The sequence below is a fragment of the Bosea sp. 29B genome (assembly GCF_902506165.1).
Lineage (GTDB): Bacteria > Pseudomonadota > Alphaproteobacteria > Rhizobiales > Beijerinckiaceae > Allobosea.
Window position 1 is genome coordinate 4,245,757 of record NZ_LR733817.1, and the last position, 17,022, is coordinate 4,262,778.

Below are 17,022 nucleotides of genomic sequence, written 5' to 3' on the forward strand. Positions count from 1 at the left end.
GTCGCAGCTTCTTTCTCCGTCCAGTCCGCAATCCAGGCGCTCGCAGCGCCCGACATAACGAGGCGCGCGGCCCCAACCGGAGCCCGACCATGATCATCGCCGGTTACGCCCTTCTGGCGCTCGGCTATACGCTTCTGGCCATCGCCGCCCTGACCGGCATCGGCCACTGAATAAGACCCGCCCCGGAGCAAGTCTCCGGGGCGGCGGCTCCAGAAGAAGCGCTGGAGGTTGTGGACGATCGATCAAGCGACCGCCTGAAGCGGATGATATGCACGGGGCTCTCGCGGGAGGAGCCGGAGCATGTCGCTTGCCGACAAGGCACTTTGGGTGATGGAGCGCAATTCCAGCCGGGAACTGACGCTGAGCTCGATCGCGGCGGCCTGCAACGTCTCGCGCTCGCATCTCGCCAATGCCTTCGGAACCGCGAGCGGCTGGCCGGTGATGGCCTATCTCAGGGCACGGCGATTGAGCGAGGCGGCCAAGCGCCTCGCTGCAGGTGCCCCCGACATCCTCTCCGTCGCGCTCGAATTCGGCTACGGCTCGCACGAGGCCTTCACCCGCGCCTTCCGCGATCAGTTCGGGGCCACGCCGGATGAGGTCCGCAACAGCGGCAGCACCGACAAGCTCGGCCTCGTCGCGCCGCTGCGATTGACGAACGGGCGCGCCCGGACCCCTGTCCCGACCGTGCGGGACCTCGGTCGGCTGCGCCTCGTCGGTCAGTCCGCTCCGTGCTCCTATGAATCGGCGATCGGGATACCGGCGCAATGGCAGGCCTTCATGTGCGACCATTATGCCGACGTCGCCGACAAGGCTCCGGGCATACCGATCGGCGTCTGCCGCGCGCCCGATGAGGATGGCTGCTTCGAGTATATGTGCGCCACCGAGGTGATCTCGGCCGCTCCGCCGCGAAAGCCGCTGGCCTATCTGGAGACCGAACCTCGGACTTATGCCGTCTTCGAGCATCGCGACCATATCTCGACGATCTTCGATACCTACACGGCGATCTGGAACGAGGCGCTGCCTGCCGCTGGGCTCAATGCGGCAAACGGCCCCGTGCTCGAATTTCACAACGACGCTTTCGATCCGGGCACCGGGCTTGGCGGCCTGCAGATATGGATTCCGCTGGAGCACAACGGCAACGGGAGTGGGGCATGACTGCGTCGGACACGCCCAATCGGGATAGGAAGATGGGCCGCTCGGCCTCCAACATTTCGACCCTCGCCGGCTATGAGGGCTGCGCCGACGACTACGCGGAAACGACGGCCCCCAAGCCGGAGGCGGGCGACCAGCCGGCACTGGTCGAGTTGCTTAAGCTCGTCCCGCCGGGCAGCCGCCTGCTCGAAATCGGCTCCGGGCCGGGCTGGGACGCCGACTGGCTCGAAGAGAGGGGGCTCGCCGTCAGGCGCACCGATGGGGCGGACTCTTTCGTGCAGTTCCATGCGGGACGCGGCCGCCGAGCCGAGCGCCTCGACGTCATCCGTGATTCACTCGGCGGCCCCTATGATGGCGTTGTCGCTCTTCACGTGCTCCAGCATGTCGAGCGCGAAGCCCTGCCCTCCGTCTTCGCCAGGATCGCGGAGGCGATCTGCGATGGCGGCGTCTTCCTGCTCGCGCTCCGGGAAGGGCAGGGCGAGACCGCCGAAATCGGCTCGAAGGGCAACGCGTACTACGTCGCCCTGTGGCCGCGCTCCGAGATCATCGCGATTCTGGCCGCGCTCGGCCTCGATCTGCGCTGGTCGCATTCGTTCGAGGGCCGCGATGGCCGCTGGCTGACCGCCCTGTTCCGGAAAGGCACGCTGGCATGAGCCGGAAAGCCTGGCTGCTGTTCCTCGCCCTCGGCGTGATCTGGGGCGTGCCCTATCTGCTGATCCGGGTCGCCGTCACCGACTATCACCCGATCATCGTCGCCTTCGGCCGCGCCGCCATCGGCGCGCTGGTGCTGGCGCCTTTCGTCTTGCGCGGCAACGGCGTCATGGCGGGTTTCCGCCGACCCGGCTGGCTGATCCTCTACACGCTCGTCGAGATCAGCGGGCCGTGGTTCCTGATCGGCTTCGCCGAAACGCGGGTGACGAGCTCGCTCGCCGGCCTGATCATCGCGCTGACGCCGATCATCGCCGCTATCCTGGGCGTCGCACTGTCTCAGGAGCGGCTTGGGACCGGACGGCTCGTCGGGTTAGGCCTCGGCCTGGCCGGCGTCATCGCGCTGCTCGGCTTCGATGAACAGCCGGTCGAACTCTGGCCGGCGCTGGCGCTGGGGCTGAGCGCGCTCGGCTATGCCGTCGGGCCGATCATTGTTGTGCGCAAGCTCGCCGATGCCGAGGCGAGTGCAGTGGTCGTCGCGTCGCTGATCGTCGCCTCGGTTCTCTACCTGCCATTCGTCCCGGCCCATTGGCCCGCTCGGATCACGCTCGATGCCAGTCTCGCGGTGATCGCCCTGGCCGTCTTCTGCACGGCGCTGGCCTTCCAGCTGTTGTTCGCGCTCATCGCCGAGGTCGGCGCGGCGCGGGCGACGGTGATCGCCTACCTCAATCCCGCCGTGGCGGTGCTGCTCGGGGTGCTCGTGCTCGGCGAGCCGCTGTCTCTGGCCCTGCTGGTCGGTTTCGCACTGATCGTCGCCGGTTCCTATTTCGCCACGGCCCGGCAGCAGCGCGCCGATGCGGCAGCCGCGCCGGCCGCGGCTGCCGAGCCGCTCAGTTGAGAACTTTTCCATAAGCCTCTCGCCAGCATGCCCCGAGATTGGCAGTATGGCTTGCAGAGCCTGGCTGTGGGCTCGCTGCGGTTGAAGCGGGGGGCTTTGCCATGTTCGTGCTCGATCCAACCACGCTGGTCGGTTTTCACACTTGGCTCAGCCTCGTCGCCATCGTCGCCGGCTTTCCGATGACGATGGCCTTGCTGAAGGGGCATCTCAGCCCGCGCTGGAACGGCATCTACCTCTCAACCGCCTTCGCGGCCAGCGCCACAGGCTATGCCTTCCCCTTCGACAGGGTGCTGCCCTCGCATATCGTCGGCGCAGTCTCGCTGGTGCTGATCGCACTCGCCGGGCTGGCCTGCCCCCTGAAAAGTGGCCCTCGCTGAAGTAGGCTTTTTGAGCCTTTGGAGGATGCCGCGATGCCGCAGAAGAAGCACAAGCCTGAAGAGATCGTCGCGAAGCTGCGCCAGGTCGACGTGCTGTTGTCCCAGGGGCGCCCGGTCGCGGAGGCGATCCGGGCCATCAGTGTGACGGCGTTCACATATTACCGTTGGCGCAAGGAGTTCGGCGGCCTGAAGAGNAACGCGCCCGCTTCACCGCGCTGAACGAGGCCTACAAGGCCCGCTTCGGCATCCCCTTCATCCTGGCGGTCAAGGGGCTGAGCAAGGCCGACATCCTCGCCGCGTTCGAGCAGCGCCTGACCAGCACGCCGGAGCGGGAGTTCGCCACCGCCCTCGCTGAAGTCGAAAAGATCGCACTGATCCGGCTGAGAGACTTGCTGCCCGCCGGCTAGAGGCCGCTCAGCTCGCCTTGGCCTGCGTGGCGAAGGCGATGAACTGGTCGATGATGGGCTCGGCGTCCTCTTGCGTCACGGCATGGACGTCAGCGACCGGGCAGGGGCCGGTGATGCGCAGATAGCGCAGGCCGGGCAGGCCCTGCCTGCCGACCGATTCCGGCACGAAGCCGATGCCGAGCCCGGCCGAGACCAGACTGGCGATCGACATCGACTCGACCACCTGCTGCACGATCTTCGGCAGGAAGCCGAGGTGTGCGCAGAAGGATTGCAGATGCGCGGCGAAGGCGGAATCGCGCAGCCGGTAGAAGACGAAGTCCTCGTCCTTCAAGTCCAGGATCGTGGTCGTTTTCTTTCCCGCCAGCTTATGGCCGGCGGGAACAGCAAGGCCGATCCGCTCGCTCCAGACCCGGCGGATGACGAGGTCGCGATCGTCGGGAGCAAGGCGCAGGAAGCAGATGTCGACCCGCCGCGCCTTGAGCGCCGCGACCTGCTCCTGCGGCGGCATCTCGTCGATGGTGATCTCGACATCCGGATGCATGCGCTGGAATTCGGCGATAGCCAGTGACAGGCCGCTCAAAAGCACCGAATTCGTCGTCGCAAGGTGGATGATCCCGGCCCGGCCCTGTCCGATTGCCCTGACCTGCGCCGCCGCCTGCCGCGTCTGCGCCAGGATGGCGAGTGCATGGCGGCGAAAGGCATGGCCAGCGACGGTGAGCTCGACCTGCCGGCTGCTGCGGCGGAACAGCTCGGTCTTCAGCTCATGCTCGAGATCGCGGATCTGCTGGCTCAGCGGCGGCTGCGAGATGTTCAGCTTCTGGGCGGCCGCGGTGAAGCTCAGCTCCTCGGCCAGGGCCACGAAGTAGCGCAGGTGACGCAGTTCCATCCCGGGCTCCCGCGGCGATGATCAGGTTCTCATCTATATCTCATACATATAGATAAGAACGAACAATATATTGGACCGATTGGTTTCCCGCTGCCATTCCTCTCCCGACAACAAGGCGCCGATGCGCCGATCGGGAGGGTAGGCCATGCCGAAGATGACCGCTGCCGAAGCCGCCGTGCTGATCCTGGAGCTGGAGGGCGTGAAGCAGGCCTTCGGCGTCCCGGGCGCCGCGATCAACCCGTTCTACGCCGCAATGAGGCCGCGCAACCGCATCGGCCACATCCTGGCGCGCCATGTCGAGGCCGCCTCGCACATGGCCGAGGGCTATACCCGCGCCGAAGCCGGCAATATCGGCGTCTGCATCGGCACGTCGGGGCCGGCCGGCACCGACATGATCACCGGGCTCTATTCGGCCTGGGCGGACTCGATCCCGATCCTGTGCATCACCGGCCAGGCGCCGCGTGCCCGCCTCCACAAGGAGGATTTCCAGGCCGTCGACATCGAGTCGATCGCCAAACCCGTGACCAAATGGGCGGTGATGGCGCGCGAACCGGGCCAGGTCCCCGGCATCTTCCAGCAGGCCTTCCACCTGATGCGCAGTGGCCGCCCCGGCCCGGTGCTGATCGACCTGCCTTTCGATGTCCAGACCGCCGAGATCGAGTTCGACCCCGATACCTACCAGCCGCTGCCCGTCTACAAGCCGGCGGCGAGCCGCGCCCAGATCGAGAAGGCGCTGACCATGCTGAACGCGGCCGAGCGGCCGCTGATCGTCGCCGGCGGCGGCATCGTCAATGCCGATGCTTCCGATCTGCTGGTCGAATTCGCCGAGGTCACCGGCGTGCCGGTCGTCCCGACCCTGATGGGCTGGGGCACGATCCCCGACGATCACCCGCTGATGGTCGGCATGGCCGGTCTGCAGACCAGCCATCGCTACGGCAACGCCACCATGCTCGCCTCGGACCATGTCCTGGGCATCGGCAACCGCTGGGCCAACCGCCACACCGGCAATGTCGAGGTCTACACCAAGGGCCGCAGCTTCACCCATGTCGACATCGAGCCGACGCAGATCGGCCGGGTCTTCACGCCCGATTTCGGCATCGCCTCGGACGCGGGCAAGGCGCTGGAGCTGTTCGTGGAGGTCGCCACGGAATGGCGCGCCGCCGGCAAGCTCAGGGATCGGACGGCCTGGGTCGAGGAATGCCGCGAGCGCAAGCGCACCATGCTGCGCCGGACCCATTTCGATGAGAGCCCGATCAAGCCGCAGCGCGTCTACGAGGAGATGAACAAGGCCTTCGGCCGCGACACCACCTATGTCAGCACGATCGGCCTGTCGCAGATCGCTGCCGCCCAGTTCCTGCATGTCTACAAGCCGCGAGGCTGGATCAATTGCGGGCAGGCGGGGCCGCTCGGCTGGACGATTCCCGCAGCGCTCGGCGTCTGCGCCGCGACGCCCGGCACGCCGGTAGTGGCGATCTCCGGCGACTATGATTTCCAGTTCCTGATCGAGGAATTGGCGGTCGGCGCCCAGTTCCGGACGCCCTACATCCATGTCCTCGTCAACAACTCCTATCTCGGGCTGATCCGCCAGTCGCAGCGCGGCTTCAACATGGACTACTGCGTGCAGCTGTCCTTCGAGAACCTCAATTCGCCCGAGCTCGGAGTCTACGGCGTCGACCACGTCAAGGTCATCGAAGGGCTCGGCTGCAAGGCGATCCGGGTCACACAGGCGCAGGACATCCTGCCGGCGCTGGAGCGGGCCAAGGCGATGCTGGACGAGTTCCGCGTGCCTGTTGTCGTCGAGATCATCCTGGAACGCGTCACCAATGTCGCGATGGGGACGGACATCGACAAGGTGACGGAGTTCGAGGACCTCGCGCTCGCCGCCGAGGACGCGCCGACCGCGATCGCGCTGCTCGACTGATATCGACCGGGAGGTTCCAAGCCATGCCGAAGTTCTGTGCCAACCTGACGATGCTCTTCAACGAGCATCCCTTCCTCGACCGCTTCGACGCCGCCGCCAAGGCCGGCTTCAAGGGCGTCGAGTTCCTCTTCCCCTATGCCTTTGCCAAGGACGACATCGCCGATCGACTCAAGAGGAACGACCTGACCCAGGTGCTGTTCAACCTGCCGGCCGGCGACTGGGACAAGGGCGAGCGCGGCATCGCCTGCCATCCCGATCGCGTCGGCGAGTTCCAGGACGGCGTCGGCAAGGCGATCGACTATGCCAAGGCGCTCGGCGGCACGATGGTCAACTGCCTCGCCGGCCTGGCGCCTGCCGGGGTCGAGCGGGACAAGGCGGCGCAGACGCTGGTCGACAACCTTTCCTTCGCGGCGGCGGCGCTGAAGCGGGAGGGCATCCTGCTGATCATGGAGCCGATCAACGCTTATGACATCCCCGGCTATTTCGTGAACCGCTCGGCCGAGGGCATCGCCATCATCGACGCCACCGGCTCCGACAATCTCAAGCTGCAATACGACATCTATCACATGCAGCGCATGGAAGGTGAGCTGGCCGCGACGATCGAGAAGCTGCTGCCGCGCATCGCCCATACGCAGCTCGCCGACAATCCCGGCCGCAACGAGCCCGGCACCGGCGAGATCAATTACGGCTTCCTGTTCGGGCTCATCGACCGGCTCGGCTACGCCGGCTGGATCGGCTGCGAATACAAGCCCAAGGCCGGCACGGTCGAGGGGCTCGGCTGGCTCAAGAACGCAATTCGCTGACGCGAAGGATCGGAGGACACGTCATGAAGATCGGATTCATCGGGCTCGGCATCATGGGCGCGCCGATGGCGGGCCAGCTGATCAAGGGTGGGCATGAGGTCCATCTCTACAGCCGCACGCAGGTTCCGCAGGAGCTGACCACCGCCGGCGGCCGCTCCTGCGCCTCCGCCACCGAGGTCGCGCAGAACGCTGACATCATCATCACCATGGTGCCGGACACCCCGCATGTCGAGGATGTGCTGTTCGGCGAGACCGGTGTCGCCAAGGGCCTGTCGCGCGGCAAGATCGTCGTTGACATGAGCTCGATCTCGCCGGTGGCGACCAAGGAGTTCGCCAGGCGGATCAACGCGCTCGGCTGCGACTATCTCGACGCGCCGGTCTCGGGCGGCGAGGTCGGCGCCAAGGCCGGAACGCTATCGATCATGGTCGGCGGGCCGCAGGGCGCCTTCGATACGGTCAAGCCGCTCTTCGACCTGATGGGCAAGAACATCACCCTCGTCGGCGGCAATGGCGACGGCCAGACCACCAAGGTCGCCAACCAGATCATCGTCGCGCTCAACATCGAGGCGGTCGGCGAGGCGCTGCTCTTTGCTGCGAAGGCCGGCGCCGATCCGGCCAAGGTCCGCCAGGCGCTGATGGGCGGCTTTGCCTCCTCGCGCATCCTGGAGGTGCATGGCGAGCGCATGATCAAGCGCACCTTCGCGCCGGGCTTCCGGATCGAACTGCACCAGAAGGACCTGAACCTCGCCTTGTCGACGGCACGCGCGCTCGGCGTCTCCCTGCCGAACACCGCGACGGCGCAGGAACTGTTCAACGCCTGCGCGGCCCATGGCGGCGGCGCCTGGGATCATTCCGGCATGGTGCGCGCGCTGGAGACGCTGGCGAATTTCGAGATCGGCCAGGACGCGAAGGCCTGATCCGGGCAGGCGAGGGCGCCGGTCGAGGGGGACGTGCATCATGACACTTCTACAGAACGCATCCCATGACGACCGTTCCAATGCGGCGCCGGACGGCCATGAGGTCATGCGCCGCCTCGACGATCTCGCGCGCTTCTCCAGCGACCAGGGCGCGCTGACGCGGCTCTTCCTGACGCCGGAGCATCGCCAGGCCATCGGCCAGGTCGAGGCCTGGATGAAGGAGGCGGGCCTTGCGACCCATGTCGACGACATCGGCAACCTCGTCGGCCGCAGCGAGGGCGGCGGCGAGGGCCTGCCGACCCTGCTGCTCGGCTCGCATATCGACACGGTACGCAACGCCGGCAAATACGACGGCAATCTCGGCGTCGTCGCTGCGATCCAGGCCATCAGGCGACTGCGGGCTGAAGGGATCGAGCTGCCCTTCGCGATCGAGGTGCTCGCCTTCGGCGACGAGGAAGGCGTGCGCTTCCCGGTGACGCTGAACGGCTCGCGCGCCGTTGCCGGTCGCTTCGATCCCGCCGTGCTCGAAGTCTGCGATTCCGACGGCGTCTCGCTGCGCCGGGCGCTGACGCAGTTCGGCCTGGACCCGGCGGGCATCCCCGGCATCCGCCGTGATCCGGCCGGTATCCTCGGCTATGTCGAGGTCCATATCGAGCAGGGACCAGTGCTGGAGGAGCGCGACCTGCCGGTCGGCGTCGTCACCGCGATCAGCGGCGCCAGCCGCTTCACCATCACTATCGACGGCGTCGCCGGCCATGCCGGCACGGTGCCGATGAACCTGCGCCGCGACGCCTGCGCCGCCGCCGCGGAGATGATCCTGGCGGTCGAGCGGGTCGCCTCGATGCGGCGCGACGTGGTCGCCACGGTCGGGCGCATCGCCATCGCGCCGAGCGCGGTCAACGTCATCGCCTCGCGAGCCGAATTCTCGCTCGACCTGCGCAGCCCCTCGGACGAGGCGCGCCATGCCGCCGTCCGCGACCTCAAGCGCGCCTTCGAGGCGATCGCCGCCTATCGCAATGTGAGCTCGACGATCGTCGCCTTCTACGAGGAGGACGCGGCGGTCTGTTCGCCGGCGATCGTCGCGGCGCTGGAGAAGTCGGTTGCGGCGCGCGGCGTCGCGCCGCTGCGGCTGCCGAGCGGAGCGGGGCATGATGGCCTCGCCATCGCCAATCTCTGCCCGTTCGGCATGCTGTTCATGCGCTGCGCCGGCGGCATCAGCCACAACCCGGCGGAGGCGGTCGAGGCCGCCGACGTGCAAATGGCGGTCGACGTGCTCGTCGACTTCCTGCGCACCGCTTCCCCCGAAACCTTCAGGACCTGAGCAGGAGACCGACCATGAGCGTCGCGATCGACGGAACGACACTGACCGCGGAGCAGGTGGTGCGCGTCGCGCGCGCCGACGGCGAGGCCGGCTTCGCCGCCGCGACGCTGGCGCCCGAGGCGCGCGAGCGCATCGCCGAGGCACGCGACTATATCGACACGAACTTCATGAGCGACGATGCGCCGTTCATGTATTCGTTCAACACCGGCGTCGGCCTGTTCAAGGACCAGCGCGTGCTGATGTCGGAGATGACCGACTACCAGCGCAACACCGTCTATGCGCATGCGACCGGCATCGGCGAGCCGCTTAGCGAGGATGCGACCCGCGCCACCATGCTGCTGCGTGCCAACGCCTTCGCCTCGAACTATTCCGGGCCGCGCGTCGAGGTGGTCGAGCGCCTGCTCGCATGCCTCAATGCCGGCCTGCACCCGGTGATCCCGTCAAAGGGCTCGGTCGGCGCTTCCGGCGACCTTGCACCGCTCGCCCATATGTCGGGCGCGATCTGCGGCTTCCCGGAAGCCGAGATGATCTACAAGGGCGTGCGCATGCCGGCGCGCGAGGCGCTGCAGCGCGCCGGGCTCTCGACCGAGTTCCCGCTCGCGGCCAAGGATGCCTCGGCTCTGATCAACGGCTCCACCGTCTCGCTCGCCGTCGGCGTGCTGGCGATGGAGGATGCGCGCCGGCTGCTGAAGCATGCCGACATCGCGCTCGCGCTGACGCTGGAATGCATCCGCGGCGAGCTCGCCGCCTTCGACCCGCGCGTCCACAAGGCGCGTCCGCATCCCGGCCAGGCGGCGACGGCGCGCAACATCCTGCGCATCGCCGGCGATTCGAAGCGCTGCGGCGAGGCGGCCCGGCAGCTTGTCTTCCCTGACGAGGCCCGCGCTCCCGGCAGCAAGGCGCCGCCGCGCGTGCAGGACGTCTACTCGATCCGCTGCGGCCCGCAGGTGCACGGGCCGGTGCGCGAGGCGATGGAGTTCGTCACCCGCGTGATGACCACCGAGATCAACTCGGCCACCGACAACCCGCTGATCTGCAAGGACGGCGACGGCTATGTCTGCATCTCGGCCGGCCATTTCCACGGCGCCTATGTCGCGCAGGCCATGGACCTGCTCGCCATCGCCGCCACCGATCTCGGCTCGATCTCTGAGCGCCGGCTGGCGCGCCTGATCGATCCGACTATGAGCTACGGCCTGCCGCGCAACCTGCTCGCCGGCAAGCGTGGCCTCAACACCGGCTTTGCCACCGTGCAGTGCTCGATGTCGGCGCTGGTGATGGAGAACCGCCACCTCTCGACACCCGGCTCGGTCGACTCGATTCCCGGCAAGTCGAATGCCGAGGACCATGTCTCGAACTCGACCTGGTGCGCCCGCAAGGCCCGCACCGTGGTCGAAAATGTCGAGCAGATCCTCGCCTGTGAGATCCTGATGGCCTGCCAGGCGCTCAGCCTCGTCGACGATCTCGCCAGGGATTATCCGATCGCCAAGGGCAGCCGCGCCGCACTCGATGCGGTGCGCGCGGTCATCCCGCCCGCGCTCCAGGGCGACCGCTGGTACGCCACCGAGATCAACCAGGCGCTGGCGCTGCTGCGCTCCGGCTCGATCGTCGAAGCGGTCGAGAGCGCGGTCGGCCCGCTGGAGTAAGGTTCGGACGCGCCCGGCTTCGGCCGGGCGCAGCGTCCCGCGTTCGCCACTTCGAAACGTCTTGGTACCATCATGGTACGAGTCGTCCGGAGAGCCTGCGTGGAAACCACCCTCTACCCGCCCGTCAAGCGCTTCCTCGAGGAGCTCGGCTATGCCGTGAAGGGAGAGATCGGTCGCTGCGACCTCGTCGGCATCCGGGAGGGCGATCCGACGGTGGTGGTGATCGGCGAATTGAAGCTGGCCTTCAACCTGGAGCTGATCCTGCAGGGCGTCGACCGGCTGCGCCTCGGCGACGAGATCTGGCTGGCCGCGCAACTCTCGGCCAGGGGCAAGGGCCGTGAGAGCGATCCGCGCTATCGTGATCTCTGCCGCCGGCTCGGCTTCGGCCTGCTCGGCGTCAGCAGCACGGGGCGCGTCGAGGTTCTGGTCTCGCCGACCGCGCCGACGCCGCGCAAGAACGCCAAGGCCCGCTCGCGGCTGGTCGACGAGCACCGGCGGCGCAAGGGCGATCCCGCCGCTGGCGGCAGCACGCGCCGGCCAATCATGACCGCCTATCGCCAGCAGGCGCTCGCCTGCGCCGTGGCGATGAGCGCGGCGCCGCAGCGCCCGCGCGATCTCAAGCCGTCCTGTCCCGATGCCCAGAAGATCCTGCACCGCAACGTCTATGGCTGGTTCGAGCGCGCCGAGCGCGGCGTCTACGCGCTAACCGAGGCGGGACGCAGCGCGCTCGCGCGGTGGGGTGCGAACTGTCCGCCGGTCGAGGCCGAGCGCAGCAGGTTATCGGCTTAAGCGCGCGCAACGGCTTCCATCAACCGTCCAGCCCTGCGAGCATTCGGGTCAGCGCCGCCGCCGACATCGGCCTGGCGAGCGGGTAGGACTGGCCGGCCCAGAGCAGGGTGAAGTCGTCGCGGCCCGCAGCCTCCGCGGCGCTGCGCAGCGGTCCCAGCGCCGTGCCGGCGGTCGGGAAGGCCGGCGCGAGCTCGGAGATCGGGCCGAGCTCCGTCATGGCGCGGTTGACGATGCCGCGCGCCGGCCGGCCGGTGAACAGGTTGGTGAGCGCGGTTGGCCGCTCGCTCATGCCGAGCGCCTTGCGGTAGATCGGCGAGATCTTGGCCTCGGGCGTGAACAGATAGGCGGTGCCGACCTGGACGGCCGCCGCTCCGAGGGCGAAGGCGGCTTCCACGCCGCGCCGGTCGGTGACGCCGCCGGCGGCGATGACCGGGATCGGGACGGCGTCGACCACCTGCGGCACCAGCGCGAAGGTGCCGACCTGCTCGGAGATCCGGTCGTTCAGGAAAATGCCGCGATGACCGCCGGCCTCGGCCCCCATGGCGATGACCGCGTCGACGCCGTGCTCGGCCAGCCAGCGCGCCTCCGGCACGGTCGTGGCGGAGGCGATGATCCTGGCGCCGGTGCGCTTCACGCGGTCGAACAGCTCCGGCGCCGGCAGGCCGAAATGGAAGCTGACGATCTCGGGGCGATACTCCTCGACCACGCCCGCCAGGCCTGCGTCGAAGGGCGTGCGCCCGCTCGGCGTCTTCGGCATGTCCGGGTCGAGCCCGGCCTCGGCATAGTAGCCGTCGAGGCGCTTCAGCCAGGCGGCCTGCCGGGCAGGATCGGCGGCCGGGGGAGTGTGGCAGAAGAAGTTGACGTTGATCGGCCGGCGCGTGCCGGCCCGCACTGTGTCGAACGCGGCACGCAGGCCCGCCTCGTTGTATTGCGCGCCGGCCAGCGAGCCGAGCCCGCCGGCTTCGCTGACGGCGATGACCATCTCGGGTGTCGAGGCGAGGGCCATCGGTCCCTGGATAATCGGCAGTTCGATGCCGAACAGGTCGAGCAGTCGCGATTGTGCCGTGCTGGTCATGGTCATTCCTCACAAGGGCCGAACGGGCAGCGGCCAATGTCTGCCGCAGCCCGTCGATTTCAAGGCGAAGGTCAGCGCATCCGCGGTGCAGGATTGAGCGGAACCCTGTTCAGCCCGCGGCGCGCCGCTTGCGGTATTCCGGGACGGGCAGGCCGCCCCAGCCCCAGTTGTCGAGCTCGACCTCCTCGATGATGACGAAGGTCGCATCGAGGGGCTTGTTCAGCACGTCGAGCAGGAGCTGGCTGGCGCCGGCGATGAGCCTGGCCTTCTCCTCGGAGGTGACCGAGGAGCGGCCGGGTCCGGAGCCCTCGTGGGTAACCTGGATTGTGACGATCGGCATGGGTGCCTCCTTCTGATTCGACTTGCAGGTCAGTGGCCGGCGCTCTGGCCGCCATCGACGTGGAGGATCTCGCCGGTGACGAAACCGGCGCTTTCCAGGAAGAGCACGGCATCGACGATGTCGCGGACCTCGCCCATGCGCTTGACCGGGTGCAGTCCCGCCAGGAACTCATGCGTCTGCGGCGCGTGCATCGGGGTTTTGATGATGCCGGGCGAGACCGCGTTCACGCGGATGCCCTGGGTAGCGTATTCGACCGCCAGCGCCTTGGTCGCCGAATTGATGCCGCCCTTGGTCAGGTTGGCGAGCACGGTCGGAACGCCCGCGACCGCATGGTCGGTCAGGCTCGTGGTGATGCTGACGATGTGGCCGGAGCCCTGCTTCAGCATCGCGGCCACGGCCTGCTGGGTGACGTGGAAGAAGCCGGCGAGATTGGTCGCGATCTTTCTCTGGAAATCCTCTGCCGTGTAGTCGGTGAAGGGCTTGGCGATGAAGATGCCGGCATTGTTGACCAGCGTGTCGACGCGCCCGAAGCGGGCGATCGCCTCACGGACGACCGCCTCGGCCGTCGCCGGATCGGCGATGTCGCCGGGGACCGCGAGAATGTCCGGGTCGCTGGCCTGCGTGATCGAGCGCGATGTCGCGACGACCCGATAATTGCGGTCGCGGAAACCCTTGACCAGCGCCGCGCCGATGCCCTGCGAGGCGCCGGTGACGATAGCGACCTTCCGTTCGTTGCTCATGATGATCCTCGTTGCTTCGGCAGCGAGCGGACGTGCCGCTGCCCGGCTTTGGGCCTGATGACGAGGAATCTGGAGTGTTTCGCGCCGCGGCTGAATGCCTGCTGTACGGCAGGCATTCATACGTCACGCGGAAGAATGGATGGTTCAGGAACTCATCACGCCCGACGCGGCCGAGAGCCGCGCGAAGTCGGCCCGCAAGCGCGGCACGGCGAAGTCGAGGAAGGCCCGGACCTTGGGGACGTTCGAACGGCCCTGCGGCATGACCAGGTTGACGGGGCGGGGCGGCGGTTCGGCATCCCGCAGCAGGAGCTGGAGCGAACCGTCCTGCACGCGCTCGGCGACGTGGTAGGTGAACAGCCGCGTGACGCCGAGCCCGCCGACCGCAGCCCCCAATGCTGCCCTGACACTGTTGACGGTGAGCCGCGGCCTGAACTGGACGGAGCGGGACACGGAGCCGCCTTTCACGGGCGGGAAGATCCAGGCATCGCGCCCGAAATCGGTGCAGGCGATGATGCTGTGCCTGGCCAGGTCTCCCGGCTCGTCGATGCGCGGGTGCTGGCTGAGATAGCGCGGCGAGGCTGCGACCACCGTCCGGACCTCGCCGCCGATGCGGATGGCCGTCATTGCCGAATCCGGCAGGTCGAGGATACGCAAGGCAATGTCGATGCCTTCCTCGACCAGGTTGGCGCCACGCGAGAGCAGGACGAGGTTGACCGAGACGGCCGGAAAGGCCTCGACGAAGGCATCGATGATCGGGCGCAGGATCTCCTCGCCACTGATCGGCGGCGCCGTGATGGTCAAGGTGCCGCGCGGGGCGGCTTGCTCGCCGGCGCCGACTGCGTCGAGCTCCTGCAGCTCGGCGAGGATGCGGCGGCAGGCAGCGGCGTAGCGCTCGCCGGTCTCGCTCAGCCGAATCGAGCGGGTTGTACGATGCAGCAACGGAGCGCCGGCCTGCTGTTCGAGGAAGGCAACGGCCCGGCTGACGGCGGCCGGGGAGCGGCCGAGCAGGCGTCCCGCCCCGGCGAGGCTGCCCTCGTCCAGTGCGGCGATGAACACTTTCATCGCGTCGATGCGGTCCATGATGCCCCCGAGCCTCAGGCCTTAAGCTCGGTCAATCCGGCAGGCTGTCAAGCGCCGGCGGGCCGGGCCAGGTACGCCTCGTTAGGCCGGCTTGTGCGGCAGAGCGAGGCCGTAGCGCTCGTCGGCAGGCTGCTCCTCAGCCTTGCGCAGCCTGGTCTCGCTCAGCTCGTCGGCCGCTTCCAGGATCGGGTAGGCGATCGAGGTGATGTGGCCATGGATGCGCTTCAGGTCACGCAGCACGTCGAGATGGATCGAGGAGGTCTCGAGCGACTGCGTCACCCCGCTGCGCAGGCGCTCATAGTGCTTCTCGGTCGCGATGCGCTCGGCGACGCGCATCGCGCTCTTCTCGTCGAAGAGCTGGCGGGCAAGGCCGATGTCTCGCGTGGCCAGCACATTGAGCGAAAGCTGCAGGCTATGGCTGACCCTCGCGTGGAAATCGCGGATCTCGGCGAGGCCTTCCTCGGAGAAGCGGTAGCGCTTGCGGATCTTCTTCTCGGCGAGTTCGCGCAGGTTCTTGTCGATGATGTCGCCGATATGCTCGAGATTGGTGGTCGCCGTGATGATCTCGAACAGGCGCCGGCTGTCCTCCTCGCCGAGCGGACGGCGCGACAGCTTGACGAGATAGAGCTTGATCGCCTCGTGGATCGTGTCGACGCCGTCATCGGCGGCCGCGATCTCGCGCGAGAGGGCGAGCTTGTCCTGCTCCAGCAGGGTCTGCAGGTCCTTCAGCATGGCGCCGACGCGGTCGCCCAGATGCAGCGTCTCGCGCATTGCGCTGGCAAGGGCTTCGGGCGGGCTGTCGAGCAGGCCGGCGTCGAGATAGAGCGGCCGGATGCGCTGCTCGGCTTCTTCGGGCTTGGCCGGGGTCAGACGCGTCACCAGTGCCGCGATCGGCTGGACGAAGGGCAGGAAGGCGATGGCGCCGATGATGTTCAGCGCCAGATGGATCTCGACTGCCAGGCGCGAGGGATCGTGCGACAGCGCCGAGAACCAGCCCGAGAGCGGCCTGGCGAAGGGAATCACGACGAGTGCGATCAGGATGCGCGTCAGCAGGTTGGCGAGCGCGACGCGGCGCTGCACCACCGGCGCGCCGAGTTGGTCGAGCACCGGCACCAGCGCGTTGCCGAGATTGGCACCGACGATCAGGATCAGCGCGGTCGGCGCCGGGAACAGCCCGCCGGCCCAGAACGAGGCGATCAGGAGGACGATGGCGAGGCTGGAATGGGTCAGCCAGGTCGCCGCCACCGTGATCGCGACGGCGAGCAGCGGCTCGCTCGCCAGCGCCTCGAACACCGAACGGAACACGGGCGATTGCGCCAGCGGCGCCGAGGCGGTCTTGAGTTCGGCGAGCGAGAGCAGGATCAGGCCGATGCCGACGATCAGGCGCCCGATATTGCGCGCGCGGTTCATCGCCTCGTTGGCGAGGTAGAGCGCGACGCCGACGGAAAGGCAGGCGCCCCAGAGCCAGCCGAGCTCGAACGAGACCAGGAAGGCGGCGAGCGCCGTGCCGACATTGGCGCCGAGCAGCACGGCGAAGGCCATGGGCAGGCCGATCAGCGCCTGGCCGGCGAAGGAGGAGAGCAGCAGTGTCGTCGCCGTCGAGCTCTGCAGGATCAGCGTCACCACCGCCCCGCTCGCCATCGCCGAGACGCGGTTGCCGGCGAAGCGCGCCAGACCCTGCCGTAGCGAGGGGCCGAAGGCCCGCGTCGCGCCCGTCCGCACCAGCCTGACCGCCCAGATCAGCAGCGCCACCGAACCGGCGAGGTGGATCAGGATGGCGGTTGTGCTCTCGGCGGCGTTCATCGTGGGGAGGGCGCTCCTTCAGGCGGGAATCGGAGAGGTCAAGCGACGGATTATGCCGCCAAATTCGTTAGCCGTCTTATAAAATCGACGGCGGAAATGGTCTACGTCTTACGCGTGCGCTGTGAGATGGAAGACGGTCGTCGCACGCTCAAAAGCACAACAGCCAGCGGCCGTGGCGATCCACGACAACGCTGGCAAGCCTTCTTCCTAGCCGGTCAGTGT

The 17,022-nt window shown here is 67.8% G+C and carries 17 protein-coding genes and 1 pseudogene; 12 read left to right on the forward strand and 6 right to left on the reverse strand.

The annotated features are described in order from the left end of the window. The first annotated feature begins 300 nt into the window (after window positions 1-300). From GV161_RS20665 to GV161_RS20690, 6 genes and pseudogenes are all read left to right on the forward strand, one after another. Complete coding sequence (locus tag GV161_RS20665) at window positions 301-1,155, forward strand: AraC family transcriptional regulator (RefSeq protein WP_152017452.1); 855 nt, start codon at window positions 301-303, stop codon at window positions 1,153-1,155. Continuing rightward, on the forward strand, window positions 1,152-1,805 hold the full coding sequence (locus tag GV161_RS20670) for a methyltransferase domain-containing protein (RefSeq protein ID WP_159650332.1): 654 nt from the start codon (window positions 1,152-1,154) through the stop codon (window positions 1,803-1,805). The genes GV161_RS20665 and GV161_RS20670 overlap by 4 nt, the downstream gene beginning before the upstream one ends. Beyond that, window positions 1,802-2,698, forward strand: coding sequence for a DMT family transporter (locus GV161_RS20675; RefSeq protein WP_152017454.1), 897 nt, complete (start codon window positions 1,802-1,804; stop codon window positions 2,696-2,698). The genes GV161_RS20670 and GV161_RS20675 overlap by 4 nt, the downstream gene beginning before the upstream one ends. Before the next feature lie 101 nt (window positions 2,699-2,799). Beyond that, window positions 2,800-3,075 (forward strand): hypothetical protein, encoded by a 276-nt coding sequence (locus GV161_RS20680; protein WP_152017455.1) that lies wholly within the window; start codon window positions 2,800-2,802, stop codon window positions 3,073-3,075. Window positions 3,076-3,108: 33 nt separating this feature from the next. Further along, window positions 3,109-3,269: transposase (locus GV161_RS20685; RefSeq protein WP_159741853.1), on the forward strand; the 161-nt coding region annotated here is incomplete at its 3' end. 1 nt (window position 3,270) lies between these two features. Continuing rightward, a pseudogene (locus GV161_RS20690) lies at window positions 3,271-3,482 on the forward strand (2-oxo-4-hydroxy-4-carboxy-5-ureidoimidazoline decarboxylase); the annotation flags it as partial. Between the two features lie 7 nt (window positions 3,483-3,489). Here GV161_RS20690 and GV161_RS20695 read toward each other — a convergent pair. Further along, window positions 3,490-4,368, reverse strand: a complete 879-nt coding sequence (locus GV161_RS20695; protein WP_152014077.1) for a LysR substrate-binding domain-containing protein — start codon at window positions 4,366-4,368, stop codon at window positions 3,490-3,492. Window positions 4,369-4,513: 145 nt separating this feature from the next. Between GV161_RS20695 and gcl the strand changes: the two genes are divergently transcribed. The 6 genes from gcl (at window position 4,514) to GV161_RS20725 (ending at window position 11,762) form a co-directional block, all read left to right on the forward strand. Beyond that, a complete protein-coding gene (gene gcl / locus GV161_RS20700) occupies window positions 4,514-6,289 on the forward strand; it encodes a glyoxylate carboligase (protein WP_152014078.1) in 1,776 nt (591 codons plus the stop codon). 23 nt (window positions 6,290-6,312) lie between these two features. After that, on the forward strand, window positions 6,313-7,092 hold the full coding sequence (gene hyi / locus GV161_RS20705; protein WP_152014079.1) for a hydroxypyruvate isomerase: 780 nt from the start codon (window positions 6,313-6,315) through the stop codon (window positions 7,090-7,092). 23 nt (window positions 7,093-7,115) lie between these two features. Beyond that, window positions 7,116-8,009: a 2-hydroxy-3-oxopropionate reductase gene (glxR, locus tag GV161_RS20710; protein WP_152014080.1), complete on the forward strand. Its 894-nt coding sequence runs from the start codon at window positions 7,116-7,118 to the stop codon at window positions 8,007-8,009. A 40-nt stretch (window positions 8,010-8,049) separates the two neighbouring features. Further along, complete coding sequence (locus tag GV161_RS20715; RefSeq protein ID WP_152014081.1) at window positions 8,050-9,330, forward strand: allantoate amidohydrolase; 1,281 nt, start codon at window positions 8,050-8,052, stop codon at window positions 9,328-9,330. 14 nt (window positions 9,331-9,344) lie between these two features. Continuing rightward, window positions 9,345-10,973 (forward strand): aromatic amino acid ammonia-lyase, encoded by a 1,629-nt coding sequence (locus GV161_RS20720; RefSeq protein WP_152014082.1) that lies wholly within the window; start codon window positions 9,345-9,347, stop codon window positions 10,971-10,973. Window positions 10,974-11,072: 99 nt separating this feature from the next. Next, complete coding sequence (locus tag GV161_RS20725; protein WP_152014083.1) at window positions 11,073-11,762, forward strand: DUF2161 family putative PD-(D/E)XK-type phosphodiesterase; 690 nt, start codon at window positions 11,073-11,075, stop codon at window positions 11,760-11,762. Between the two features lie 19 nt (window positions 11,763-11,781). Here the strand turns inward: GV161_RS20725 and GV161_RS20730 are convergent, their stop codons facing one another. From GV161_RS20730 to GV161_RS20750, 5 genes are all read right to left on the reverse strand, one after another. Continuing rightward, complete coding sequence (locus tag GV161_RS20730) at window positions 11,782-12,837, reverse strand: nitronate monooxygenase family protein (protein WP_152014084.1); 1,056 nt, start codon at window positions 12,835-12,837, stop codon at window positions 11,782-11,784. A 109-nt stretch (window positions 12,838-12,946) separates the two neighbouring features. Further along, window positions 12,947-13,177 carry a 4-oxalocrotonate tautomerase family protein gene (locus GV161_RS20735; protein ID WP_152014085.1) on the reverse strand — a complete coding sequence of 77 codons (231 nt, stop codon included), beginning with the start codon at window positions 13,175-13,177 and terminating at the stop codon, window positions 12,947-12,949. Between the two features lie 29 nt (window positions 13,178-13,206). Continuing rightward, window positions 13,207-13,917 carry an SDR family oxidoreductase gene (locus GV161_RS20740; protein ID WP_152014086.1) on the reverse strand — a complete coding sequence of 237 codons (711 nt, stop codon included), beginning with the start codon at window positions 13,915-13,917 and terminating at the stop codon, window positions 13,207-13,209. A gap of 144 nt (window positions 13,918-14,061) precedes the next feature. Then, a complete protein-coding gene (locus tag GV161_RS20745; protein WP_152014087.1) occupies window positions 14,062-14,997 on the reverse strand; it encodes a LysR family transcriptional regulator in 936 nt (311 codons plus the stop codon). Between the two features lie 81 nt (window positions 14,998-15,078). Continuing rightward, window positions 15,079-16,800: a Na/Pi cotransporter family protein gene (locus tag GV161_RS20750; RefSeq protein WP_152014088.1), complete on the reverse strand. Its 1,722-nt coding sequence runs from the start codon at window positions 16,798-16,800 to the stop codon at window positions 15,079-15,081. Between the last annotated feature and the right edge of the window lie 222 nt (window positions 16,801-17,022).